The 24252-nt window shown below is 72.4% G+C and carries 20 protein-coding genes and 2 pseudogenes; 12 read left to right on the top strand and 10 right to left on the bottom strand.

The features are described 5' to 3' along the window. Positions 1 to 15 precede the first annotated feature (15 nt). Positions 16 to 1248, bottom strand: a complete 1233-nt coding sequence (locus J1792_RS18720) for a DUF2786 domain-containing protein (protein ID WP_242705365.1) — start codon at positions 1246 to 1248, stop codon at positions 16 to 18. Between the two features lie 138 nt (positions 1249 to 1386). Further along, entirely contained in the window at positions 1387 to 2667 is a 1281-nt protein-coding gene (locus J1792_RS18715; RefSeq protein ID WP_086566349.1) for a L,D-transpeptidase, read from the bottom strand. 376 nt (positions 2668 to 3043) lie between these two features. Here J1792_RS18715 and J1792_RS18710 point away from each other — a divergent pair, with 376 nt between their 5' ends. Then, entirely contained in the window at positions 3044 to 3256 is a 213-nt protein-coding gene (locus J1792_RS18710; protein ID WP_086566368.1) for a hypothetical protein, read from the top strand. A gap of 219 nt (positions 3257 to 3475) precedes the next feature. On the opposite strand, the gene hutH is transcribed toward J1792_RS18710, so the two are convergent. The 5 genes and pseudogenes from hutH to J1792_RS18685 all read right to left on the bottom strand — a co-directional run bounded on the left by hutH (position 3476) and on the right by J1792_RS18685 (position 9647). Then, positions 3476 to 5014, bottom strand: coding sequence for a histidine ammonia-lyase (hutH, locus tag J1792_RS18705; protein ID WP_086566348.1), 1539 nt, complete (start codon positions 5012 to 5014; stop codon positions 3476 to 3478). A gap of 107 nt (positions 5015 to 5121) precedes the next feature. Beyond that, positions 5122 to 6274: pseudogene (locus J1792_RS18700) on the bottom strand (GGDEF domain-containing protein). Positions 6275 to 6504: 230 nt separating this feature from the next. Beyond that, positions 6505 to 7311: an enoyl-CoA hydratase/isomerase family protein gene (locus tag J1792_RS18695; RefSeq protein ID WP_086574550.1), complete on the bottom strand. Its 807-nt coding sequence runs from the start codon at positions 7309 to 7311 to the stop codon at positions 6505 to 6507. 95 nt (positions 7312 to 7406) lie between these two features. After that, positions 7407 to 8549, bottom strand: a complete 1143-nt coding sequence (locus tag J1792_RS18690; RefSeq protein ID WP_086574549.1) for an adenylate/guanylate cyclase domain-containing protein — start codon at positions 8547 to 8549, stop codon at positions 7407 to 7409. 246 nt (positions 8550 to 8795) lie between these two features. Further along, entirely contained in the window at positions 8796 to 9647 is an 852-nt protein-coding gene (locus tag J1792_RS18685) for a biotin--[acetyl-CoA-carboxylase] ligase (RefSeq protein WP_086574547.1), read from the bottom strand. A gap of 147 nt (positions 9648 to 9794) precedes the next feature. Here J1792_RS18685 and J1792_RS18680 point away from each other — a divergent pair, with 147 nt between their 5' ends. From J1792_RS18680 to J1792_RS18665, 5 genes are all read left to right on the top strand, one after another. Further along, complete coding sequence (locus tag J1792_RS18680) at positions 9795 to 11393, top strand: acyl-CoA carboxylase subunit beta (protein ID WP_086574545.1); 1599 nt, start codon at positions 9795 to 9797, stop codon at positions 11391 to 11393. 80 nt (positions 11394 to 11473) lie between these two features. After that, on the top strand, positions 11474 to 11680 hold the full coding sequence (locus J1792_RS18675; protein WP_086574544.1) for an acyl-CoA carboxylase subunit epsilon: 207 nt from the start codon (positions 11474 to 11476) through the stop codon (positions 11678 to 11680). Between the two features lie 84 nt (positions 11681 to 11764). Continuing rightward, positions 11765 to 11893, top strand: coding sequence for a morphogenic membrane protein MmpB (gene mmpB / locus J1792_RS35105; protein WP_278186344.1), 129 nt, complete (start codon positions 11765 to 11767; stop codon positions 11891 to 11893). A 99-nt stretch (positions 11894 to 11992) separates the two neighbouring features. After that, complete coding sequence (locus tag J1792_RS18670; RefSeq protein WP_207247851.1) at positions 11993 to 13444, top strand: peptidoglycan D,D-transpeptidase FtsI family protein; 1452 nt, start codon at positions 11993 to 11995, stop codon at positions 13442 to 13444. Positions 13445 to 13473: 29 nt separating this feature from the next. Continuing rightward, positions 13474 to 14082, top strand: a complete 609-nt coding sequence (locus J1792_RS18665; protein ID WP_086574540.1) for a Maf family protein — start codon at positions 13474 to 13476, stop codon at positions 14080 to 14082. Positions 14083 to 14116: 34 nt separating this feature from the next. On the opposite strand, the gene J1792_RS18660 is transcribed toward J1792_RS18665, so the two are convergent. Continuing rightward, complete coding sequence (locus J1792_RS18660) at positions 14117 to 14482, bottom strand: hypothetical protein (RefSeq protein ID WP_207247850.1); 366 nt, start codon at positions 14480 to 14482, stop codon at positions 14117 to 14119. Between the two features lie 157 nt (positions 14483 to 14639). On the opposite strand from J1792_RS18660, the gene J1792_RS18655 reads away from it, so the two are divergent. The 3 genes and pseudogenes from J1792_RS18655 to J1792_RS18645 all read left to right on the top strand — a co-directional run bounded on the left by J1792_RS18655 (position 14640) and on the right by J1792_RS18645 (position 18189). After that, the gene (locus tag J1792_RS18655; RefSeq protein WP_207247849.1) at positions 14640 to 15398 is read left to right on the top strand and encodes an IclR family transcriptional regulator; all 759 of its coding nucleotides are present in this window, start codon (positions 14640 to 14642) and stop codon (positions 15396 to 15398) included. Positions 15399 to 15692: 294 nt separating this feature from the next. Continuing rightward, a pseudogene (locus J1792_RS18650) lies at positions 15693 to 17446 on the top strand (acetyl/propionyl/methylcrotonyl-CoA carboxylase subunit alpha). A gap of 191 nt (positions 17447 to 17637) precedes the next feature. Further along, positions 17638 to 18189 carry a TetR/AcrR family transcriptional regulator gene (locus tag J1792_RS18645; protein ID WP_179199021.1) on the top strand — a complete coding sequence of 184 codons (552 nt, stop codon included), beginning with the start codon at positions 17638 to 17640 and terminating at the stop codon, positions 18187 to 18189. A 6-nt stretch (positions 18190 to 18195) separates the two neighbouring features. Here J1792_RS18645 and J1792_RS18640 read toward each other — a convergent pair whose 3' ends face one another. Both J1792_RS18640 and J1792_RS18635 read right to left on the bottom strand, forming a co-directional pair. Then, on the bottom strand, positions 18196 to 19233 hold the full coding sequence (locus J1792_RS18640; RefSeq protein ID WP_086573114.1) for a DeoR/GlpR family DNA-binding transcription regulator: 1038 nt from the start codon (positions 19231 to 19233) through the stop codon (positions 18196 to 18198). Between the two features lie 94 nt (positions 19234 to 19327). After that, a complete protein-coding gene (locus J1792_RS18635; RefSeq protein ID WP_086573112.1) occupies positions 19328 to 20776 on the bottom strand; it encodes an NAD(P)H-quinone dehydrogenase in 1449 nt (482 codons plus the stop codon). Positions 20777 to 20941: 165 nt separating this feature from the next. Between J1792_RS18635 and J1792_RS18630 the strand changes: the two genes are divergently transcribed. The 3 genes from J1792_RS18630 to J1792_RS18620 all read left to right on the top strand — a co-directional run. Further along, positions 20942 to 21379 (top strand): gamma-glutamylcyclotransferase family protein, encoded by a 438-nt coding sequence (locus J1792_RS18630; protein WP_071965776.1) that lies wholly within the window; start codon positions 20942 to 20944, stop codon positions 21377 to 21379. A 101-nt stretch (positions 21380 to 21480) separates the two neighbouring features. Beyond that, complete coding sequence (locus J1792_RS18625; protein WP_207247848.1) at positions 21481 to 22302, top strand: purine-nucleoside phosphorylase; 822 nt, start codon at positions 21481 to 21483, stop codon at positions 22300 to 22302. A gap of 342 nt (positions 22303 to 22644) precedes the next feature. After that, positions 22645 to 24252, top strand: a 1608-nt coding sequence (locus J1792_RS18620) for a phospho-sugar mutase (RefSeq protein ID WP_207247847.1), incomplete at its 3' end; no start/stop codon positions are given.

Genomic DNA, 24252 nt, shown 5'->3' with positions numbered 1-24252 from the left:
CTCCCCCGAACCCCGTCAGGCGCCCTGCCGGCGCGAGATCCGGGCCTCGTCCGCGGCCCGGCGGCCCTGCTCCCAGCCCTCCGCGTCCCGGCCCTTGAGCCGGTGCGAGGTGGTCTCGGGGAACAGCCGCCCGGCCGTCTCCCCCACCGCCACGTCCCGCGCCGCCAGCACGGGCAGCACCTGGGGGCGCGCCTCCTCGGCGGCGACCTCCCGCACGGCCGCCGAGAGCCGGTCGCCTACGCGGCCCGCGTAGGCGATCAGGAAGGACTCGCGGAAGTCGCGGGTGCGGCGGGAGCGGCCGCGGGCGTGGTGGTCGTCGGCGGCGCGCCGCATCGCCGTGGTGGCCTGCACCAGCAGCGAGGTGTAGAGCAGCTCCACCAGCTCCAGGTCCGCGTCGAAGCCGACGACGGTGGAGAAGCCGTACTCGGACGACCACACGGCCTGGCAGTGGTTGGCCGCCGCCACCGCGTCGAGCAGCAGCGCCTTGGCGGACTCGTACGGTCCGTCGATCCCGATCCGGCAGGCCCCGGGCCCCTCGGCGGGGGCGCCGCCCTCGACGGCCAGCAGCGCCTCGTCGATCGAGTGCCGGGCCATGAGCTCCTGCGCCTTGGCCGAGAGGGCCTCGGCCTCCTCGGGGAACTGCGTCGACTCCGCCTTGGCCAGCAGGGCGCGGATCCGCCCGAGCATCCGGGGCGCGGCGGGTGCGGCGGAGGCGTCGGATGCGGCCCCGGGCCGTATGTGGGCGGTGCCCGGCAGCGAGCCGACCGCCCCGATCCTCGGCAGCGCGTCGACCAGCCGCAGCGCGCCGAGCGCGCACGCCGCCGTCTCGAACCGGCTCAGCCGCTCGCGCCGCGCGAACCCCTCGAGGAACGCGTCGTCCCCCTGCCACCACTCGTTCGCCTCGAGGTCCCGCAGCTGGGCCGCCCACCGCGCCCCGAGCGTCTCGGGGGCGTAGCGGCGCGCCTCGGCGGCGATGACGTCGACGGTGAAGCGGGTCTCGGGGCCGCCCAGTTCGCGGCGTACGAGCCGTACGACGTCGGCGGGCTGCCACCCGTACTCCCAGCACCGCCGCAGGATCCCCGAGCCCACCCGCAGCACGGCCCCGCTGACGGCCTCCCACCCGGCCGGCGCGGCGGCGACGAGGGACGCGGCGGCGTAGACCGCGTCCTCGAGCGCCTCCCCACGCACCGCCCGCAGGCCGCGCAGGGCGGCGGAGACGGTCTCGAGGGGCGGCTCATTGCTCTGCACGGCGGCGGGCTCTCTTCCTTCGGGGGGAGGGGCAGCCTCCATTTTCCCGCACGCCCCGGAAACGGCGAGGGCCCGGCCCCGCGGAGCAATCCGCGGGGCCGGGCCCTTCACGGAGCGACAAAGGCGCTCAGCAGGCGATCAGGAGCCGGTGGCGCTGCCCGCGACCCACTTCGCCCAGTCCATGTTCCAGCCGTTGAGGCCGTTGTCCGGGGCGATGGTCTTGTCCTCGGAGTTCTTGACCTCGACCACGTCACCGATGAGCGAGTTGGTGTAGAACCAGGCGCCCGAGGTGTTGGGGTCGTTCGCGCCCTGCTTGTCCTCCAGGCCCACGCAGCCGTGGCTGGTGTTGGAGACGCCGAAGACGCCGCTGCCCCAGTAGTTGCCGTGGATGAACGTGCCGGACGTGGACAGCCGCATGGCGTGCGGCACGTCCTTGATGTCGTACTCGCCCTTGCCGTCGGCCTTGGAGAAGCCGACGGTGGAGCCGTCCATGCGGGTCTCCACGAACTTCTCGGAGATCACCATCTTGCCGTTGTACGTCGGGTTCGACGCGCTGCCGGCCGAGATCGGGATGGTCTTGATGACCTTGCCGTCGCGCACGACCGTCATCTGGTGGGTCTTGGCGTCGACCGTGGAGACCTGGGCGTGGCCGATCTTGAAGTTGATCGTCTTCTTCTGGACGCCCTTGATGCCCGGGGCGCCCTCGACGCCGTCGAGGTCCATCTTCAGCGTGACCTGGGAGCCGGACTTCCAGTAGTCCTGCGGACGGAAGTCCAGGCGCTGGTCGTTGAACCAGTGACCGACGACCTTCTGGCCGCTGGTCGAGGTGACCTCCAGGTGGGACTGGACGGCCTTGCGGTCCTTGATCGGCTTGTCGAAGTTGATCGAGACCGGCATGCCGGCGCCGACGGTCGAGCCGTCCTCCGGCGTGAAGGAGCCGATGAAGCTGTTGGTGGGCGAGACGGTGGAGAAGGCGGAGTTCTCCGCGGCCTTGCGGCCCTTGTCGTCCTTGGCCTCGGCGATGACCTTGTACTTCGTCGAACGCTCGAGCTGGTTGTTCGGCTTCCAGGTCTTCTTGTCCGAAGATATTGAACCCTCGACGGGGGTGCCCTTGTCCGTCGTCATCTTGACGCTGGTGAGCTCGCCGTCACTGACGGTGACGTTGACGGCGTCCGTCGTGATGCCGGCGTTGGTGGTGCCGCCCTTGGGTGTGATCTTGATGTGCGCCTTGGAGGCGTCCTTGGCCGCCGCGGCGTCGACCTGACCCTGGGACTTGCCGCCCTTGCCGTCGCTGCCGCCGCCGCTCTTGGCGTCGTCGTCCCCACCGCAGGCGGCCAGAGTCAGTACACCACCGAGCACAGCGGCCGCGGCCACGAGGCCCTTGCGGCGCTTGCCGTACGTCATCACACGCTTCTCCATTGCTCCTGGACCCCGGAATCCCCCGAGCCGATCGTGGGGCTCGTAGGGCTACACGTATCCCGGCTACTACTTAGGGAACGCCTGCGCCGCCCGGTCCGTTCCACGCCGCCGGGGATTGTGGGGAAGACCACCCCAGTAAATCCCCTCCAGGAGCAACCGCGGCAACCGGGGTCTTGACAAAGGCCGTACGTGCCCTCCGGGCACCGTCCCACCCCCGCGACTTCCCCCCGGGCCGCCGGTATCACTAACATCGTGTCAGTCGGGACTCGCCGAAGCTCCACGACCCCCAATCTCCATCGCCGCAAGGGGGATTCATCCCGTGACCACCCGCCGCCCGCTGCTCACCGCCATCGCCGCAGGCACTCTGCTGAGCGCGATGTGGTTCGTACCGAGCGCCAACGCGACGCCCGAGCACCACCCGGCGAAGCGACAGCCCGCGAGCACCGCCCCGCGCACGGCGGAGCTGGCCCTCGCGGACAGCGGCAGCGTGGACACCACGCCGTATCTCTTCGGCGGCATCGCGTTCGTCGCGGCCGGCGGCGCCATGGTCACGGCCGCCGTGCGCAGGTCGCGCACAGCGGCTCGTTAGAAGCGGACCGTCACCGGCGGGTCGTCACCAGCGGGTCGTCACCGGCGGGTCCTCAGAGGTGGACCGTTCAACGACGGCCGTCCAACAGCGGCCGTCCAACAGCGGCCGTCCAACAGCGGCCGCCCCACGGCGGCCGTTCCGCGGCGGCCCGTCAGCAACGGGCCGCCGGAAGCGGACTCGTCACCGGCGGGCCGCCAAAAGCAGCCCGCCGGAGCGGGGTCAGGCCAGCGGCCCCGTCGCGGTCTCGGCCGCCTCGACCAGGCCGCCGGCCCGGACGAACGCCTCGGCCGCCGCCAGGTCCGGGGCCAGGAAGCGGTCCCCGCCCGGGCCCTCCACGCCGGCCGCCCGTACGGCGGCGATGACGGCCTTCGCCGCCGGGCCCGGCTCCAGGCCCTCGCGCAGCTCGATCGCCCGGGTGGCGGCCACCAGCTCCACGGCGACGACCCGGCCCAGCGCGTCGATGGCCGTGCGCAGCTTGCGCGCGGCCGACCAGCCCATGGAGACGTGGTCCTCCTGCATGGCGGAGGAGGGGATGGAGTCGACCGAGGCGGGAACGGCCAGGCGCTTCATCTCGCTGACGAGCGCGGCCTGCGTGTACTGGGCGATCATCAGCCCGGAGTCCACGCCCGCGTCCCCGGCCAGGAACGGCGGCAGGCCGTGCGAACGGTTCTTGTCGAGCAGCCGGTCGGTGCGCCGCTCGGCGATGGACGCCAGGTCGGCGGCGGCGATGGCGAGGAAGTCCAGGACGTAGGCGACCGGGGCGCCGTGGAAGTTGCCGTTGGACTCCACGCGCCCGTCGGGCAGCACGACGGGGTTGTCGACGGCCGCGGCCAGCTCGCGGTCCGCCACCAGGCGGGCGTGGGCGAGGGTGTCCCGGCCGGCGCCCGCGACCTGCGGGGCGCAGCGGATCGAGTACGCGTCCTGGACGCGCGGCGCGTCGTCCTGGTGGTGCCCGGTGAGCTCGGAGCCCGCGAGGACGGCCAGCATGTTGGCGGCGCTGGCGCCCTGGCCCGGGTGCGGGCGGATGGCGTGCAGCTCCGGGGCGAGGACCTTCTCGGAGCCCAGCAGGGCCTCGAGCGACAGGGCGGCGGTGATGTCGGCGGAGGTGATCAGCCGGGCCAGGTCGGCGCAGGCCATGGACAGCATGCCGAGCATGCCGTCGGTGCCGTTGAGGAGGGCGAGGCCCTCCTTCTCGCGCAGCTCCACGGGCTCGATGCGGTGCTCGGCGAGCAGCTGGGCGGCGGGGCGCACCACGCCGTCGGGGCCCTCGGCGTCGCCCTCGCCCATGAGCGTCAGGGCGCAGTGCGACAGCGGTGCGAGGTCGCCCGAGCACCCCAGGGAGCCGTACTCGTGCACGACGGGGGTGATGCCCGCGTTGAGGATGGCGGCCATGGTCTCGACGACCAGCGGCCGGACGCCCGTGTGCCCGGAGGCCAGGGTCTTCAGGCGCAGGAACATCAGCGCCCGTACGACCTCGCGCTCCACGCGGGGGCCCATGCCGGCCGCGTGCGAGCGGACGATGTTGCGCTGCAGCTGGGCGCGCAGGTCGGGGCTGATGTGGCGGACGGCGAGGGCGCCGAATCCCGTCGACACGCCATAGACGGGGTCCGGCTTGGCGGCCAGGTCGTCGATGACCTGCCGCGCGGCCGCGACGGCGGCCAGCGCTTCCTCGGAGACGACCACGCGCGCGGCTCCGCGCGCTACGGAGATCACGTCCTCAGCGGTCGTTCCGTGCGTCCCCACCACCACAGTGTGCATATCCATATTCAGGCACCCTAGGGACTGAATCGCGAACTGTCACTACCCCTCTTTGCCGCTCTTTCATCACAACGCCGACGAGGCCCGAAGCCCTACCCGCCGGCCCCCTACCCCTGCCGGCCCCTGAAGCGGCGCCGCTCCACCCCGCCCCGGCGGGCGGCTCCGGCGGCCGGTCCGCCAGCCGCACCACCGGGTCCTCCAGGCCCCGCCCCGCCCCGCGACCACCGGCTTCGCCGACCGCGCCGCCTTCGCCCGGTACTGCGCGGCGTCCGCCAGCCGGAACAGCCGCCGCGCCGACCGCACGTCCCCGATCGGATCCCCGGTGGAGGCCACCCCGCAGGCGACCCCCTCGCCGAGCTCCAACTCGCCGGCCCGGCGGCACAGTTCGTCGGCCACCCGCACCACCTCGTCCGCCGTCGGACCCACCGTCAGCAGGCAGAACTCGTCCCCGCCCAGCCGCGCCGCCAAGGCGCCCGGCAGCTGCGCCCCGCACACGGACAGCACCGACCCGAAACGTTCCAGCAGCCGGTCCCCCACGGCGTGCCCCAGCGTGTCGTTGACGGCCTTGAGCCCGTTCAGGTCACAGACGACCAGGCTCACGACGACGCCGCTCGCCAGATGCGACTCCACGGCCTCGTCCAGCCGGGCGTCGACGGCGCGGCGGTTGGCCAGGCCGGTCAGGGGGTCCGTGAAGGCGAGCCGGCGCACCTCCTCCAGCCGCTCGGTCTGCGCGATCCCGGACGCCGTCACCGCCGCCAGCACGGTCGCGAAGTCCGCGTCCGTACGCCCGAACACGGGCGCCCCGACCCGGCGCGCCACATACAGCTCACCCCAGGCGCGCCCGTGCAGGACGATGGGCGCGACCACGCAGCACCCCCGCCCCCGCCGCCGCAGATCGGCGACCCGCTGATGGCGATACGCGCCCCCGGCCGCGGCGCCCTCGGCAGCGCCCTCGGCAGCGCCCTCGGCCGTCTCGACCCAGGCCTGCGGCTGACCGCCCACGCTCCCCCAGCTATCGCTGGGAGGCGCCCCCATCCCGTGCAGGAACTCGGTGATCTCGGGGTAGTCGTTGACCGGGTAGGACTCGTCGACGGGGAAGCGTTCCTCGCCCGCCACCCGCTCCCCGGCGTTCACCAGGACGCGCAGCCGCCCCCGCTCGCGCTCCCATACCGACACCGCCGCGAACGTCCCGCCCAGCGCGATCCGCGCGCCCTCCGCGGCGACCTCGACGGCTTCCGACAGCGCCTGCGTCGCCGCCATGGCCTGCGCCAGCTCCACCACGGCCCGCAGGCGGTCGTCGCGGTCGTAGCGCTCCCCGTCACCCACCACCCGAGCCTCACATTCAGCCACCGTGCGCAGATCCTGCACTCCAGCGTAAGAACGTTGAGCTCATTCCGCTTTGCAGGGCGCAAGCCCCGCTCCCACGCCCGGCATGGGAGCGGGCCCAGGCCGGGCCTCGGCCGGTGCCGGCCTGGGTCAGGCCCCGCGCGTCACTCCCCCGGCCAGTTCGGCTTCCGCTTCTCGTTGAAGGCCGCCACGCCCTCCGCCCGGTCGCCGGAGAAGGCCACCGTCCGCCAGGCGGCGTCCTCCACCTCGAGCCCGGCCCGCAGGTCCAGCCCGTGCCCGAGCCGCAGCGCCCGCTTGGCCGCCCGCAGCCCGACGGGCGAGTTGGCGGCGATCCGCGCGGCCAGGGCGAGGGCCTCCTCGCGGTCCCGGCCGGCCTCGACGACCAGGTCCACCAGCCCCAACTCCCCCGCCTCGGCGGCCTCCACCCGCCGCGCGCTGAAGATCAGCTCGGCGGCGCGGGCGGCACCCACCCGGCGCGGCAGCAGCTGGGTGCCGCCGCCGCCGGGGATCACGCCGACCGACACCTCGGGCAGTCCGACGACGGCCGTCGTGTCCGCCACGATCACATCGCAGGACAGCGCCAGCTCGAACCCGCCGCCCAGGGCGAAGCCGTGCACGGCGGCGACGGCCGGCACGGGCAGGTCGAGGACGCCGGTGTAGGCGGCGCGCGTGTACGGGCGCTGCCGCCCGAGGTCGGCGTCGGTGAAGGAGCTGCGCTCCTTCAGGTCGGCCCCGACGCAGAAGGCGCGCTCGTGCGTGGAGGTGAGGACGACGGCCCGCACCTCGCGGTCCGCCGCCAGCGCGGAGGTGGCGTCCGCGATGCACCGGCCCATCTCGGTGGACACGGCGTTCATGGCCTTGGGCCGGTCCAGCACGAGCTCGGCCACGTGACCGTCCTCGTGGCGACGCACGGCGACCCACTCCCCGAACCGCTGCTCACCCGTGCTCATACGACGACCTCCGGCGAAAAGTGAACGATCGTGAACTGCCGCAGATCATCGCAGCCGCGCGCCCCGCCCGGAAGGGCCCGGTTCTCCCCCGGACGTCAGCCGTTCCGCCGCGTCAGCAGCCACGGCTCCACGACGCCCAGCCCCCGCACCGGCCGCTGCCACATCGGCTGCAGGGCGAAGCGGTACGTACCGTGCTCCTCGCCGGCCTGTTCGGCCGCCGCGACCTCAGCCTCCGACTTGGGGGCGTCGCCGCTGCGCGCGAGCTCCTCGGCGAGGGCGCCGTCCACGAGGACGGCGTCCTTCGGCGCTATCGACGTCAGCCGGCTCGCGAGGTTCACGGTCGTGCCGAAGACGTCGCCCATGCGCGTCGTGACCGTCCCGAAGGCGATCCCGACCCGCAGCTCCGGCATGGTCTCGTCGTGGGTGAGGGTCTCGATCAGCCGCAGCCCGATCTCGGCGGCCGTGCCCGCGTCGTCGGCGGCGAACAGCACCTCGTCGCCCAGCGTCTTGATCAGCCGTCCGCCGTGCGCGGCCACCAGGTCGGCGGCCGTGGTCTCGAAGGCCTCGACCAGCTCGCCGAGCTCCTCCTCCTCCAGGCGCCGCGTCAGCCGGGTGAAGCCGACGAGGTCGGCGAAGCCGACGGCGAGCCGCCGGTCGACCATCTCCACGTCGTCGGCCGCCTGGACGACGCGGCCGGTGGCGGCGGCGAGCTGCCGTCGCCAGACGTAGATGAGGAACTCCTCCAGCTCGGGCAGCAGCAGCTCGACCAGCGGGTAGGTGATCTCGGTGCGGCTCATGCCCTCCTGAGGCTCGGTCAGGCCCTCCAGGAAGGAGTCGATCTGCCAGTCGGCGAGCCGGGCGGTGGTCTGCCCGGTGGACCGGGCGACCTGCACGGCCATGGGCTCGCTCAGCAGCCCCGCCTCCACCAGGCCCGCCAGCCGCCGCAGCGCGAGGACGTCCGCCTCGGTCAGCGCCCTGGCCTGGCCGATGTCGGCGAAGCCCATGGCGCGCCAGAAGCGGGCGGCCAGGTCCATGGAGACGCCGGCCGCGCGGGCGGCCTGGAAGGGGGTGTAGCGCCGCTCGGCGCCCAGGATCAGCGATTCCAGCCGGAGCGCGAGGGGGTCGCCGGCCTCCTCGCCGCCGTCGTCGCCGAAGTCCTGCCCGGCGGCCTCGCGTGCGGCGCTCTCCTCCCCCATGGCCTTGCCGGCACGGGAGGTACCCCCTTCGTCGGCGGTCACCGCCCGCCCCCTGTCCGATCCGTGCGCACTGCCCTGCCGATCGCTGCTCGCCTAGGTTCCGCGCACAACGATACGTCAGGTGTGCCGTAGCTCACTCTCCCGACGGCACGGCGCTCACTCTTTACGACCTCTACGGCACTCCTTTACGTCTCTTTACGCCCGGACCGGCACACAAAATGCCCCGAACCGGTCCGGATCGCTCCCGGCGGCCCTCCGGACACCCGCCGCATGCCACCCGGCCACGCCCTACGCTCCCGCCGGCCGCAGGTGGACGATGTCGCCCGCGCCCACGGGCTCCTGCACCCCGTCGGCCGTCGCCAGCACCAGCCGCCCGTCGCCGTCGACGGCCACGGCCTCGCCGACGAGCTCCCGCCCGCCGGGCAGTTCGGCCCGTACGGACCGGCCGAGGGTGGCGCAGCCGGCCGTGTACGCCTCCTGCAGGCGGCAGCCGGCCGGGTCGCCGCCCGCCGCGCGCCAGGACTCGTACCACTCCTCCAGCGACCGCAGCACGGCCCGCAGCAGCGGATCCCGGTCGAGCACCTTGGCCCCGGCGAGCGCGAGCGACCCGGCGGCGGGCACCGGCAGCTCGTCGGCGCGCAGCGAGACGTTGAGCCCGATGCCCACGACGACGCTGTCGCCGGCCCGCTCGGCGAGGATGCCGCCGGTCTTGCGTTCGGCGCCGTCGACCGTCACCAGCAGGTCGTTGGGCCACTTCAGGGCGGTGTCGACGCCGGCGGCCCGGGAGAGCGCGGTGGCGGTGGCGACGCCGGCGAGCAGCGGCAGCCAGCCCCAGCGCCCGGCGGGCACGCCGGGGCCGGGGGTGAGGCGGACGGAGAAGAAGAGACCGGAACGCGGCGGCGCGGTCCAGGTGCGGTCCAGCCGGCCGCGGCCCGCCGACTGTTCCTCGGCGACGAGCACCGCTCCCTCGTCGCCGCCGGAGCCGGCGAGATCGGTGTTGGTGGACCCGGTGCGCTGGACCACGTCGAGGGAGGTCCACAGGCCGCCGGGGCGGACGAGCCCGCGTCGCAGGGCGGCGGCGTTCAGCGGAGGCCGGTCGAGGTCGGACCAGCGGTTGCCAGAGGCGTCGGAGGGCGTCATAAGGCCCACCATAGGAGGCCGGGAGGGGGGAAACCGGACGGTCGCGATGTGGCCAACGACGCACTGCCGCACCGCATCCGCGCGACTACCCTACGAACCGGTAGCACAGCCTGTCCCACCCCTCTGGACGAGCAGGAGCCGCATCCCGTGTCCGAGCCAGAAGCCAACGGATTCGACATCCACACCACCGCGGGCAAGCTCGCGGATCTGCAGCGCCGGATCGAGGAGGCGACGCACGCCGGTTCCGCTCGGGCGGTGGAGAAGCAGCACGCCAAGGGCAAGTTGACGGCGCGCGAGCGGATCGACCTGCTGCTGGACGAGGGCTCGTTCGTCGAGCTCGACGAGTTCGCCCGGCACCGCTCGACCAACTTCGGCATCGACGCCAACCGCCCCTACGGGGACGGCGTGGTCACCGGCTACGGCACGGTCGACGGGCGCACGGTGTGCGTCTACTCGCAGGACTTCACCATCTTCGGCGGTTCGCTCGGCGAGGTCTACGGCGAGAAGATCGTCAAGGTGATGGACTTCGCCCTGAAGACCGGTTGTCCGGTCGTCGGCATCAACGACGGTGGCGGCGCCCGCATCCAGGAGGGTGTGGTGGCCCTCGGCCTGTTCGCCGAGATCTTCCGCCGAAACGTCCACGCCTCCGGAGTCATCCCCCAGATCTCCCTGATCGTGGGCCCCTGCGCGGGCGGTGCGGTCTACTCCCCGGCGATCACCGACTTCACGGTGATGGTCGACCAGACCTCGCACATGTTCATCACCGGCCCGGACGTCATCAAGACGGTCACCGGCGAGGACGTCGGCTTCGAGGAGCTGGGCGGCGCCCGGACGCACAACACCACCTCGGGCGTGGCGCACCACATGGCGGGCGACGAGAAGGACGCCATCGACTACGTCAAGGCGCTGCTGTCCTACCTGCCGTCCAACAACCTCTCCGAGCCGCCGGCCTTCCCCGAGGAGGCCGACCTCGAGGTCTCCGGCACCGACCGCGAGCTGGACACGCTCATCCCGGACTCGGCGAACCAGCCCTACGACATGCACACCGTGATCGAGCACGTGCTGGACGAGGGCGAGTTCCTGGAGACCCAGGCGCTGTTCGCGCCGAACATCATCACGGGCTTCGGCCGGGTGGAGGGCCACCCGGTGGGCATCGTGGCGAACCAGCCGATGCAGTTCGCCGGCTGCCTGGACATCAACGCCAGCGAGAAGGCCGCCCGCTTCGTCCGCACCTGCGACGCCTTCAACGTCCCCGTGCTCACGTTCGTCGACGTCCCCGGCTTCCTGCCGGGCACCGACCAGGAGTACAACGGCATCATCCGGCGCGGCGCCAAGCTGATCTACGCCTACGCGGAGGCCACGGTCCCGCTGATCACGGTGATCACCCGCAAGGCGTTCGGCGGCGCGTACGACGTGATGGGCTCCAAGCACCTGGGCGCGGACCTCAACCTCGCCTGGCCGACCGCCCAGATCGCGGTCATGGGCGCCCAGGGCGCGGTCAACATCCTGCACCGCCGTTCGCTCGCCGCGGCGGAGACGCCCGAAGCGCAGGAGGAGCTGCGGGCGAAGCTGATCGCCGACTACGAGGACGCGCTGCTCAACCCGTACGCGGCGGCCGAGCGCGGCTACGTCGACGCGGTGGTCATGCCGTCGGAGACCCGCCGCCACGTCGTGCGGGGGCTGCGCGCCCTGCGCGAGAAGCGCGAGGTCCTGCCGCCCAAGAAGCACGGCAACATCCCGCTGTAGGACCCTGGAATCCACGGGCCGGCCGGGAAGCCGCCGGCCCGCCCGCCCGAGGCAACGGTCACCGACGAAGGGACGCTGACGTGATCAAGGTCGTACGGGGCAATCCGACCCCGGAGGAGCTGGCCGCCGCACTGGCGGTGGTTCAGGCGCGCGCGGCGGCCGGGGCCGCGGTCGCGCCCCCCGCCCCCGCGCGCTCGGAGTGGTCGAGCCCGGCCCGGCTCGCGGCGGCGCACCGCGCGCCGCACCCCGGCCCGCGCGCCTGGCGCACCACCTACTGGCCCGCCTGAGCCTCTCCTCCCCCGTACCGCACCCGTGGCGCCTGAGTACGCGTACTCAGGCGCCACGGCCTTTCCGGCCGGAGCATGGAGGTCATGCTCTGGTCAGACCCGTCCGATGAACCGCCCGAGGAACTGCGCGAGGCGCAGGCCATGCTCCGCCGGGCGGGCGTCGTGCTGGCCGTCGGGGTCGTGGTGCTGTTCTTCCTGCTGGGAATGCGCTGAGAGCACAGCAACCTCATAGTTTTGCCCCGACCGCAACCGCATTCGCCCGATTCGCGTCATGCCCAGTGATATGCCGCGAACCGGGGAGTCCTTCACACCATGAACAAGCCCGTACGCCACATAGCGATCCTCACCGGCGCGCTCGTGCTCTCACTGCTGGTCCGGGCTACCTGGGTGCAGTTCGTCCGCGCCGACGAGCTCTCCCACCACGAGAAGAACCGCCGCGTGGCCATCGCGAGCTTCTCCCAGCCGCGCGGCGACATCATCGTCGGAGGCAAGCCCGTCACCGGCTCGGCGGCGGGCGACGGCGACCTGAAGTACCGGCGCACCTTCACCGACGGCGCGATGTACGCACCCGTCACCGGCTACTCCTCGCAGAGCTACGGCAGCTCCTACCTCGAGGGCGTCAACAACAAGCTGCTCAGCGGCACCGACGACCGCCTCTTCCTGCAGCGCACCGCCGACATCATCACGGGCAAGCCGCGGCGCGGCGGCGACGTCGTGACGACCATCGACCCCAAGGCCCAGAAGGCCGCCTACGAGGGGCTCGGCGACCGCAAGGGCGCGGCCGTCGCCCTCGACCCGCGCACCGGCAGGATCCTCGCCCTGGCCTCCACGCCCTCCTACGACCCGTCGGTCTTCTCGGGCAGCGGCAAGAAGGACCAGACCGCCTGGGACGCGCTGCAGAAGGACAAGGGCAAGCCGATGAACAACCGGGCGCTGCGGGAGACCTACCCGCCCGGCTCCACGTTCAAGATCGTGACGGCTGCCTCGGCCCTGGAGAACGGCCTGGCCACCGACATCGACGCCGCCACCGACTCACCCGACCCGTGGGTCATGCCGGGCACGGTGACACGCCTCCCCAACCAGAACCCCACCGCCCCCTGCAAGAACGCCTCCCTCAACGTCGCCATGCAGAACTCCTGCAACACCGTCTACGGCAAGGCCGCCTCCGACCTCGGCAAGGACAAGCTGCGCGCGACGGCCGAGAGGTTCGGCTTCAACCAGGAGTACTTCGTCCCCGTACGGGCCGGCGAGAGCACGTTCCCCAAGGACATCAACCGGTCCCAGACCGCCATGGCCGGCATCGGCCAGGGCAGCCTGACCGCCACCCCGCTGCAGGTCGCCATGATGACCGCCGCCATCGCCAACGACGGCAAGCTGATGAAGCCCTACCTGGTCGAGGAGCTCCGCGGCCCGGACCTGTCGACGATCGAGAAGCACAAGCCGGAGCAGATGTCCCAGGCGGTCTCGCCGGAGATCGCGAAGAAGATCCAGCGGATGATGGAGGACACCGCCACCAAGGGCACCGGCAAGGCCGCCCTCATCGACGGCGTCACCGTCGGCGGCAAGACCGGCACCGCCGAGCGCGGCAAGGGCCAGAAGAACCTCGCCTGGTTCATCTCCTACGCCAAGGCCTCCGACGGCTCGCCCGTCGCCGTCGCGGTCATGGTCGAGCCCGACGACAGCGTGCCGGACACCGAGATCTCCGGCGGCAAGCTGGCCGGCCCGATCGCCCAGAAGGTGATGCGGGCGGTCCTCGGCCGGTGAGCGCCGGCGGCGCCCGTAGGCTGGCCCGTATGACCGACAGCTCCCGCCGCCGCCTCGTCCTGGCCTCACAGTCCCCCGCCCGCCTCGGCCTGCTGCGCCAGGCCGGGCTGGCTCCCGAAGTGATCGTCAGCGGTGTGGACGAGGACGCCCTCGACGCCCCCACCCCCGCCGCCCTGGCGCTGGTGCTGGCCGAGGCGAAGGCCGCGGCCGTGGCCGGGCAGGAGGCGGCGGCCGGGGCGCTGGTCGTGGGCTGCGACTCGGTGCTGGAGCTCGACGGCCAGGCGCTCGGCAAGCCCGCCGACGCCGAGGAGGCCACGGCCCGCTGGAAGTCCATGCGCGGCCGCTCCGGCGTCCTGCGCACCGGACACTGCGTCATCGACACCGTCACCGGCCGCCAGGCCTCGGCGACCGCCTCCACGACGGTCCGCTTCGGCGAGCCGTCCGACGCCGAGATCGCCGCCTACGTGGCCTCCGGCGAACCGCTGCACGTCGCGGGCGCCTTCACCCTCGACGGCCGGTCCGCGCCGTTCGTCCGGGGCATCGACGGCGACCCCGGCAACGTCATCGGCCTGTCGCTCCCCCTGCTCCGCGACCTGCTCGCCGAGCTCGGCACCGGCATCACCGACCTCTGGGCGTAGTCGCTCCGGACGCAGTCCCTCCGGGCGCGGTCGCTCAGAGCGACAGCGCCTGCGTGGCCGCGCCGACCTGATTCAGCTGATGGAGCTGATTCAGCTTGCCGAGGCCCTTGATGACCCCGGGGTGCAGGCTCTGGTCCTGCGGAGGCGTGGCGTCCGGCATCTCCGGGACGCCCATCGGCGCCTGGGACTTGGCCGGGCCGCGCTTGCCGGACTTCCCCCGGCCTGGCTTCGCCGGCATGCCCTTCGCCGGCATGCCCTTCGCCGGCGCGGTGACGTGCAGGCGGCCCGCGTGCGAGGACGGGGGCGGCTCGACCGGCGTCGGCGCGGCGACGGCGTCTGCGGGGGACACGGACAGAGCGGCGCCGGCCAGGGCGGCCGCGACAGCGATGCGCTTGATCATGAATTCATCAACGATGTCCCGGTATTTCGGTCACGACGCGCTGAGCCGCCCGAGTGAATTTCCGCCCCGCCAGGCATAGTTCGCGAACGACCGGCCCGCGCCCCGCCCGCACCACCACCAACATCCCGCCCGCCCAGCCGAAGGAGCCCGCCCCGCCATGCCGCAGTCCCTGGACCGCGCCCTGGACCTCCTGGACGCCGTCGCCGCGTCCGACGGGCCCGTGCCCGCCAAGGCGCTCGCCCGCCGGCTGGGCTGCGGGCTGTCCACGGTGTACGAGCTGCTGGGCACCCTCACCGAGCGCGGCCACCTGGTCCGTACGTCCTCCGGCTACGTCCTCGGCTATCGGCTGCCGTCGCTGCACCGCGCCTTCCAGCGGCAGATGCGCCTGGCCGAGGAGGTGCAGGAACTCCTCGCCGATGCCCGCCGCGCGGCGGGGGTGGACACCTACTTCAGCACCTACCGCGACGGCCGCGTCGCGGTGCTCGCCGGGGCCGCCGCCGGCCACCCGGCCACCGGCGGCTTCGGCGTCGGCCAGGACACCACGCCGCACGCCACCGCCCACGGCAAGGTGCTGCTGGCGGCCCTGCCCCGGGCCGCCCGGATGCGGCAGCTGGCGATGACCGGCATGCCCGCCCTCACCCCGCACACGATCACCTCCCCGGAGCGACTGGACGTTCAACTGCAGCGGGTGCGACGGGAGGGAACGGCGGTGGAGATCGAGGAGTGCGCGCCCGGAGTCGCCTGTGTGGCGGTGCCCGTGCCCTCGCCGGGAGCACCGGCGGCCGTGTCGGCGGCGCTGCCGCTCGCCGAGTTCCACCGCCGCGGGCACCAGGTGACCGAGGCACTCCGCCAGGTGGCGGTGGAGGCCGCCAAGTTCCAGCGGGCCTTCGACATCACCCGCCCTACTGGCGGGTAAATCTGTGGGAACCGGGGCTCACGGCCCGGGTCGGCACGCAAACTTTGTGTCACCCGTTCGTAGGGACTCCACAAAGAATCGGCGCCGCCGCTCCCGGGTGAGCGCCGAGACCTTGACCACAACATCAGACGGCCGGTGCGCGAGATTTCCCGGCGTACCGTGGAGGACCTGGGGACTTCGGCCCGCGAACGGCTCCCCCTTCACGCTCCGTGTGGGCAAGGTCACCCCGGAAGTCGGGTCGGCACAGAGTGTCGCCAGTACCTAAACTCACCTTGTTTCAAGGAGGGAGCCATCGTGCGCAAGGTGCTTATCGCCAATCGTGGCGAAATCGCTGTCCGTGTCGCTCGTGCGTGCCGGGACGCGGGGATCGCCAGTGTGGCGGTCTATGCCGATCCGGATCGTGACGCGTTGCATGTCCGGGCGGCTGACGAGGCGTACGCGCTGGGCGGTGACACTCCCGCCACCAGCTATCTGGACATGGCCAAGGTCCTCGCCGCGGCCGCCGAATCCGGAGCGGATGCCATCCACCCCGGCTACGGGTTCCTCTCCGAGAACGCCGAGTTCGCCCAGGCCGTCCTCGATGCCGGGCTGACCTGGATCGGTCCGCCCCCGCAGGCCATCCGCGACCTCGGCGACAAGGTCGCGGCCCGCCACATCGCCCAGCGTGCCGGCGCGCCCCTGGTCGCCGGCACCCCCGACCCCGTCAGCGGTGCGGACGAGGTCGTCGCCTTCGCCCGCGAGCACGGCCTGCCGATCGCGATCAAGGCCGCCTTCGGCGGCGGCGGCCGTGGTCTGAAGGTCGCCCGGACCCTGGACGAGGTCCCCGAGCTCTACGACTCCGCCGTCCGCGAAGCCGTCGCAGCGTTCGGCCGCGGCGAGTGCTTCGTCGAGCGCTACCTCGACAAGCCCCGCCACGTCGAAACCCAGTGCCTCGCAGACCAGCATGGCAACGTCGTGGTCGTCTCCACCCGCGACTGCTCCCTCCAGCGCCGCCACCAGAAACTGGTGGAAGAAGCGCCGGCGCCGTTCCTGTCGGACGAGCAGAACGCCCAGCTCTACACGGCCTCCAAGGCGATCCTCAAGGAAGCCGGCTACGTCGGCGCGGGCACGGTGGAGTTCCTCGTCGGCGCGGACGGCACGATCTCCTTCCTCGAGGTCAACACCCGCCTGCAGGTCGAACACCCCGTCACCGAAGAAGTCACCGGCCTCGACCTCGTGCGCGAGATGTTCCGCATCGCCGACGGCGAGGAACTCGGCTACGACGACCCGGTCGTGCGCGGGCACTCCTTCGAGTTCCGGATCAACGGCGAGGACCCGGGCCGTAACTTCCTGCCCGCCCCCGGCACCGTCACCCGCTTCGCACCCCCACCGGCCCCGGCGTCCGCCTCGACGCGGGCGTCGAATCCGGATCGGTGATCGGTCCGGCGTGGGACTCGCTGCTGGCCAAGCTCATCGTGACCGGTGCGAGCCGTGAGCAGGCGCTGCAGCGGGCGGCGCGGGCGCTGGCGGAGTTCCAGGTCGAGGGCATGGCCACCGCCATCCCCTTCCACCAGGCCGTCGTCACCGACCCCGCCTTCACCTCCGACCCGTTCCGTATCCACACCCGGTGGATCGAGACCGAGTTCGACAACACCATCACCCCCTTCACCGGCGTCACCCCGGACGAGGACGAGGAAACCCCCGGCCGCGAGACCGTCGTCGTCGAGGTCGGCGGCAAACGCCTCGAGGTGTCCCTGCCCTCGTCGCTCGGCATGACGATCGCCCGGACCGCCGCGGCCGGCGGGGCCAAGCCCAAGCGCCGCGCCGCCAAGAAGTCCGGCTCCGCCGCCTCCGGCGACGCCCTGGCATCCCCGATGCAGGGCACCATCGTCAAGGTCGCGGTCGAGGAGGGCCAGCAGGTCAACGAGGGCGACCTGGTCGTCGTCCTGGAGGCCATGAAGATGGAGCAGCCGCTCAACGCCCACCGCAGCGGCACCATCAAGGGCATCACGGCCGAGGTCGGCGCCTCCATCTCCTCCGGCGCCGTGATCTGCGAGATCAAGGACTGACCGGACGGATCACATCCGCCTCACGGGCCCCGGCCGCATCGGCCGGGGCCCGTGGCATTCGTGGTCCGGCCGCCCCGGCGGCCTGGCATCCTTGACTGGCGGGGACCGTGGGCCCAGAGCCACCCCCGAAGCCACCGACCGGGAGGACGGACGCAATGGCGACCGACACGGCGCAGACGTCACCACGACCCATGCGCGCGGACGCACGGCGCAACTACGAGCGGCTGCTCACCGAGGCCCGTACGGCGTTCACCGAGCACGGCACGGACGCCTCCCTGGAGGACATCGCCAAGCGGGCAGGCGTGGGCATCGGGACGCTCTACCGGCACTTCCCCAATCGCACGGCCCTGATGAGCGCGGTCTTCCAGGGAGAGGTCGACGGGCTGCTGGCCCGCTCGCGCGAACTGCTGGCGTCCCCCGAGCCGTGCCGGGCGCTGCTGGCGTGGCTGCGGGCCATCGTGACCCATGCCAGCACCTACCGCGGCCTGTCACGGGCCCTGATGGCCGCACAGAGCGACGAGGCGTCGGCGATGTCGCGGTGCAGCCTGCCGATGCGCGACGCGGGCGACACGCTCCTCGCCCGCGCGAAGGCGGCCGGCGCCATCCGCGAGGACGTGGACATCGCCGACCTGATGCAGTTGACCAACGCCATTTCGCTGGCGGTCGAACAGTCTCCGGACGACCCGGAGTTGGCCGACCGCCTGCTCACCCTGACGCTGACGGGCCTGAAGGCGGCGCGCTAGCCCTCCTCACCGCCGCCTGGGAGCCAGATCGGCCACCCGTGCCGTGGCCTGGTCGCCCAGCGCCACCGCGCTGCGCAGCTGGGCGCCCGGTGGGCCGCCCTGGACCGTACCGGGCGGCTGCCCGTGGCCCAGCGGCAGGCTTCTGCGCTGGCCGGGCAGTGGCGGTACGTCCCGGCGGCGGGCCTGCCGGTCCGCGTCGCCGTGCACCGCGCCCGTCGGCGAGCCCGACCCCGCGCCGGGGCCGGCGACCGAGATGTGCACGCCCTGGTCGGCCAGCGCCTGGAGCTCCGTGGCCGCCCGGTCGTCGTGCGCGGGCGGCTCGTCGGTCACGAGTCTGGTGATGACGTCCGTGGGCACGGTCTGGAACATCGTGTCGGTGCCCAGCTTGGTGTGGTCGGCGAGGACCACGACCTCGGCCGCCGCCTGCACCAGCGCCCGGTCCACGCTCGCCGAGAGCATGTTGGACGTGGACAGCCCGCGCTCGGCCGTCAACCCGCTGCCGGACAGGAACGCCCGGGAGACCCGCAGCCCCTGCAGGGACTGCTCGGCGCCGCTGCCGACCAGGGCGTAGTTCGACCCTCTCAGCGTGCCGCCGGTCATGACGACCTCGACGCGGTTGGCATGGGCCAGCGCCTGGGCGACGAGCAGGGAGTTGGTGACCACGGTCAGACCCGGTACGCGCGCGAGCCGGCGGGCCAGCTCCTGCGTGGTGGTACCGGCGCCGACGACGACGGCCTCGCCCTCGTCGACGAAGCTCGCCGCGAGATCGGCGATGGCCGTCTTCTCGGCGGTCGCTAGATGGGATTTCTGCGGGAAGCCGGACTCCCTGGTGAAACCGCCCGGCAGTACCGCACCGCCGTGCCGGCGGTCGAGAAGTCCTTCGGCCTCGAGCGCACGCACGTCCCGCCGTACGGTCACTTCTGAGGTCTGGACGACGCGGGCGAGCTCCCGGAGCGAAACCGCTCCGTTGGCCCGCACCATTTCGAGGATCAATTGACGACGTTCTGCAGCGAACACGAAACCGACAGTAACGCCAACGACCATCTCTTTTCAGCAGGTTGCAGCAATTAACGTAAGTTGTCCGCTACCCGTACCGAGGAGTGGTATAGGGGGGCCGGTGTCCGGCCCCCCGCGCCCGCTACGCCTCGCGCTGCGTCTTCCGCGTGTGCAACTGACGCGCCACCTCGGCCAGGGAACCGGAGAGCGACGGGTACACGGTGAACGCGTTCGCAATCTGTTCGACCGTCAGATTGTTGTCGACGGCGATCGAGACCGGATGAATGAGCTCACTCGCCCGCGGGGCGACCACCACACCACCGACCACGATGCCCGTGCCGGGACGGCAGAACATCTTCACGAAACCGTCTCGAATGCCTTGCATCTTCGCCCGCGGATTCCGCAGCAGGGGAAGCTTCACGACCCGTGCGTCAATCAGACCGTTGTCGACGTCCGCCTGGGTATACCCGACCGTCGCAATCTCCGGATCCGTAAATACGTTCGCGGATACCGTCTTGAGATTGAGCGGGGTCACCGCGTCGCCCAGGAAGTGGTACATCGCGATCCGGCCCTGCATGGCGGCGACCGACGCCAGTGCGAAGACCCCGGTGCAGTCGCCGGCCGCGTAGATGCCGGGGGCGCTGGTCCGGGAGACCTTGTCCGTCCAGATGTGCCCGGAGTCCTTGAGCCGGACCCCGGACTCCTCCAGCCCGATCCCCGCCGTGTTGGGGATGGAGCCCACCGCCATCAGGCAGTGCGTGCCCGTGATCACCCGGCCGTCGGCGAGCGTCACCTCGACCCGGTCCCCCACCCGCTTGGCGGACTGGGCGCGTGAGCGCGCCATCACGTTCATGCCGCGCCGCCGGAAGACGTCCTCCAGCACGGCGGCGGCATCGGGGTCCTCGCCGGGCAGCACCCGGTCGCGCGACGACACCAGCGTCACCTTGGAGCCCAGCGCCTGGTACGCACCGGCGAACTCGGCACCGGTCACACCCGAGCCGACCACGATGAGCTCCTCGGGGAGCTCGTCCAGGTCGTAGACCTGGGTCCAGTTCAGGATCCGCTCGCCGTCCGGCAGGGCGTCGGGGATCTCCCGCGGATGCGCGCCGGTGGCCACCAGCACCGCGTCGGCGACCAGCGTCTCCTCCGACCCGTCCGCCGCCCGCACCACGACCCGGCGCGACCCGTCCGCCGCCTGCTGCGGCTCCAGCCGCCCACGCCCGCGCAGGACGCGCCCGCCGGCCCGGGTGACCGACGCCGTGATGTCGTGGGACTGAGCCAGCGCCAGGCGCTTGACGCGCCGGTTGACCTTGCCCAGGTCCACGCCGACCACTCCGGCCGCCCGCTCCAGGGGCGGCGTGTCGTCGGCGACGATGATCCCCAGCTCCTCGTACGAGGAGTCGAAGGTCGTCATCACCTCTGCCGTCGCGATAAGAGTCTTCGAGGGCACGCAGTCGGTCAGCACCGACGCCCCGCCCAGACCGTCGCAGTCGACGACGGTCACCTCCGCGCCGAGCTGCGCGGCGACGAGCGCCGCCTCATAGCCGCCGGGTCCGCCACCGATGATCACGATCCGAGTCACGTATTCCATTGTCCCGCACCCATCAAAGCGGCTCCTTCCGGGGCCTCCCCTACGCGATCCCCCCACCGATCCGCACGACCTCTGAACGAAATCCGCCGGAAAGTTCCGAACGAACCTCCCTTCGAGATTGCCACCCCAAATGCCGTCCCGCCTCACTCCCGTACCCTCGGAACCATGTCGCTCTACGCCGCGTACGCCGGCAACCTCGACGCGCGGCTGATGACCCGCCGCGCACCGCACTCGCCGCTGCGCGGCACCGGCTGGCTCAACGGCTGGCGGCTGACGTTCGGCGGGGAGCAGATGGGCTGGGAGGGGGCGCTCGCCACCATCGTCGAAGCACCCCGCTCTCAGGTCTTCGTGGCCCTCTACGACATCGCTCCGATGGACGAGGACTCGATGGACCGTTGGGAGGGCGTGGGCCTGGACATCTACCGCCGCATGCGTGTCCGGGTGCACACACTCGACGGCGAGGAGCCAGCCTGGGTCTATGTGCTCAACGGATACGAGGGCGGCCTGCCCTCCGCCCGCTACCTCGGCGAGATCGCGGACGCCGCGGAATCCGCCGGCGCGCCCCACGACTACGTCATGGAGCTCCGCAAGCGCCCGTGCTGAAGGTGACGATTCCATCTCGTCGCAAAGCACAAAGCAACAATCGGAACACCGTAACCAGCGACATCTACGCGCGTAGGCCATCAGCGGTTACCCTCGTCCGCGTGAACGCTTCTGTAACCCCCGACATCCAGGCCGACCCGTACGCCGCGGCCGACGCCGCCGCCGCCCGCCTCCGCGAGCTCACGGGCGCCGAGACCCACGACGTCGCCCTGGTCATGGGCTCCGGCTGGGTCCCCGCCACCGAGGCCCTCGGCACCCCCGAGGTCGAGTTCTCGGTCACCGAGCTCCCCGGCTTCTCCGCCGCCGCCGTCGCGGGCCACGCGGGCACGGTTCGCTCCTACAAGATCAACGGCAAGCGCGTCCTGGTCTTCCTCGGCCGCACCCACTTCTACGAGGGCCGCGGCGTCGCCTCCGTCGTGCACGGCGTGCGCACCTCCGCCGCCGCCGGCTGCAAGACCATCGTCCTCACCAACGGCTGCGGCGGCCTCCGCGACGGCATGCGCCCCGGCCAGCCGGTGCTGATCAGCGACCACATCAACATGACGGCGACCTCGCCGATCGTGGGCGCCAACTTCGTCGACCTCACCGACCTCTACTCCCCCCGCCTGCGCGCCCTGTGCAAGGAGGTCGACGCCACCCTCGAGGAGGGCGTCTACGTCCAGCTCCCCGGCCCGCACTACGAGACCCCGGCCGAGATCAAGATGGTCCGCACCCTCGGCGGCGACCTCGTCGGCATGTCCACCACCCTCGAGGCCATCGCGGCCCGCGAGGCCGGCGCCGAGGTCCTGGGCATCTCCCTGGTGACGAACCTCGCCGCGGGCATGACGGGCGAGCCGCTGAACCACGAGGAGGTCCTCGAGGCCGGCCGCGATGCAGCTTCGCGGATGGGCTCGCTGCTGGCCCAGGTTCTGCCGAAGCTCTGACCTCGCCGGTCCGGCCGCTCCGCGCCGGAGGTGCCTCTCGCGCCTCCGGCGCGGGGTTTTTCCCCACCCACCCGCCCGATCGCCCGGCACACGGCGGACGCCGGGGTGGCGGCGTATGGGCCCCGGCCCGCAGACGCCGTACAAACGGGAGGGCCGGGGCGGGACGGGACGGGCCCTGGCAGGGACGTAACGCGTGATTTGCGGCGGCTTTGGGGGCACCCTCAACGCGGAGCCCGTCCGCCGTAAATCATGCAGTCCCAGAAGGGCCCATCCCGTCCCGCCCCGGCCCCGATCCACCCCGCACCGCATCGCGCACCCCAGAAGACCTCCGGAGGAGAACCCGTGGAGCGAGACCTCATCGCCCAGGCCCAGACGTGGCTCGCCGAGGACCCCGACCCCGACACCCGCGAAGAGCTCTCCCGGCTCATCGACGCCGGTGACGTCACCGAGCTCGGCGCCCGCTTCGCCGGCACCCTGCAGTTCGGCACCGCCGGCCTCCGCGGCGAGCTCGGCGCCGGCCCCATGCGGATGAACCGCTCCGTCGTCATCCGCGCCGCCGCCGGCCTCGCCGCGTACCTCAAGAACAACGGCCACGCCGGCGGCACCGTCGTCATCGGCTACGACGCCCGCTACAAGTCCGCGGACTTCGCCCTGGACACCGCCGCCGTCATGGTCGGCGCCGGCCTGAAGGCCGCGCTGCTGCCCAAGCCGCTCCCCACGCCGGTCCTCGCCTTCGCGATCCGCCACCTCGGTGCGGTCGCCGGCATCGAGGTCACCGCCAGCCACAACCCGCCGCGCGACAACGGCTACAAGGTCTACCTCGGCGACGGCTCGCAGATCGTTCCCCCCGCCGACGCGGAGATCGCCGCCGAGATCGCCGCGATCACGAGCCTGAACGACGTGCCGCGCCCCTCCACCGGCTGGGAGACCCTCCAGGAGGACGCCGTCGTCGGCGCCTACCTCGAGCGCACCGACGCCGTCCTCACCGACGGCTCCCCGCGCGACGTCCGCGTCGTCTACACGCCCATGCACGGCGTCGGCCGCGACGTCCTCACCGCCGCCTTCGACCGCGCCGGCTTCCCCGCCCCGGTCGTCGTCGCCGAGCAGGCCGACCCCGACCCGGACTTCCCGACCGTCGCGTTCCCGAACCCCGAGGAACCGGGCGCGATGGACCTGGCCTTCGCCACCGCCCGCGCGGCCGGCGAGAACGCCCCCGACATCATCATCGCCAACGACCCCGACGCCGACCGCTGCGCCGTGGCCGTGCCGGCCCCCGAGACCGTCGAAGGCTGGCGCATGCTGCGCGGCGACGAGGTCGGCGCGCTCCTCGCCACCCACCTCGTGCACAAGAGCGCCCGCGGCACGTTCACGACGACGATCGTCTCCTCGTCCCTGCTTTCCCGCATCGCCGCGGCCGCACCCGGCGCCGCGTACGAGGAGACCCTCACCGGCTTCAAGTGGCTCGCCCGCGTGGACGGCCTCCGCTACGCCTACGAGGAGGCGCTGGGCTACTGCGTCGACCCCGAGGGCGTACGCGACAAGGACGGCATCACCGCGGCGCTGCTGGTGGCCGAGCTGGCCGCCGAACTGAAGGCGTCCGGCCGCACCCTGAGCGACCTCCTGGACGACCTGGCCGTCGAGTACGGCCTGCACGCCACCGACCAGCTCTCGGTGCGCGTCGAGGACCTCTCCCTCATCGCCACGGCCATGCGCCGCCTGCGCGAGCAGCCGCCCGTCGTCCTGGCCGGCCTGCACGTCGTCTCGGCGGAGGACCTCACCAAGGGCACCGAGTCGCTGCCGCCCACCGACGGCCTCCGCTACGCCCTCGCGGGCGACGAGGCGGGCGAGGTGTCCGGGGCACGCGTGATCGTGCGGCCGAGCGGCACCGAGCCGAAGCTCAAGTGCTACCTGGAGGTCGTGGTGCCGGTCGCTTCCGCGGCGGAGCTGGGG

This window comes from Streptomyces triculaminicus (genome assembly GCF_017349075.1).
In the GTDB taxonomy this organism is placed as follows: domain Bacteria; phylum Actinomycetota; class Actinomycetes; order Streptomycetales; family Streptomycetaceae; genus Streptomyces; species Streptomyces triculaminicus.
The sequence above is the reverse complement of the archived record's forward strand: the minus strand, read 5'-3'. Positions and strand labels throughout refer to the sequence as shown.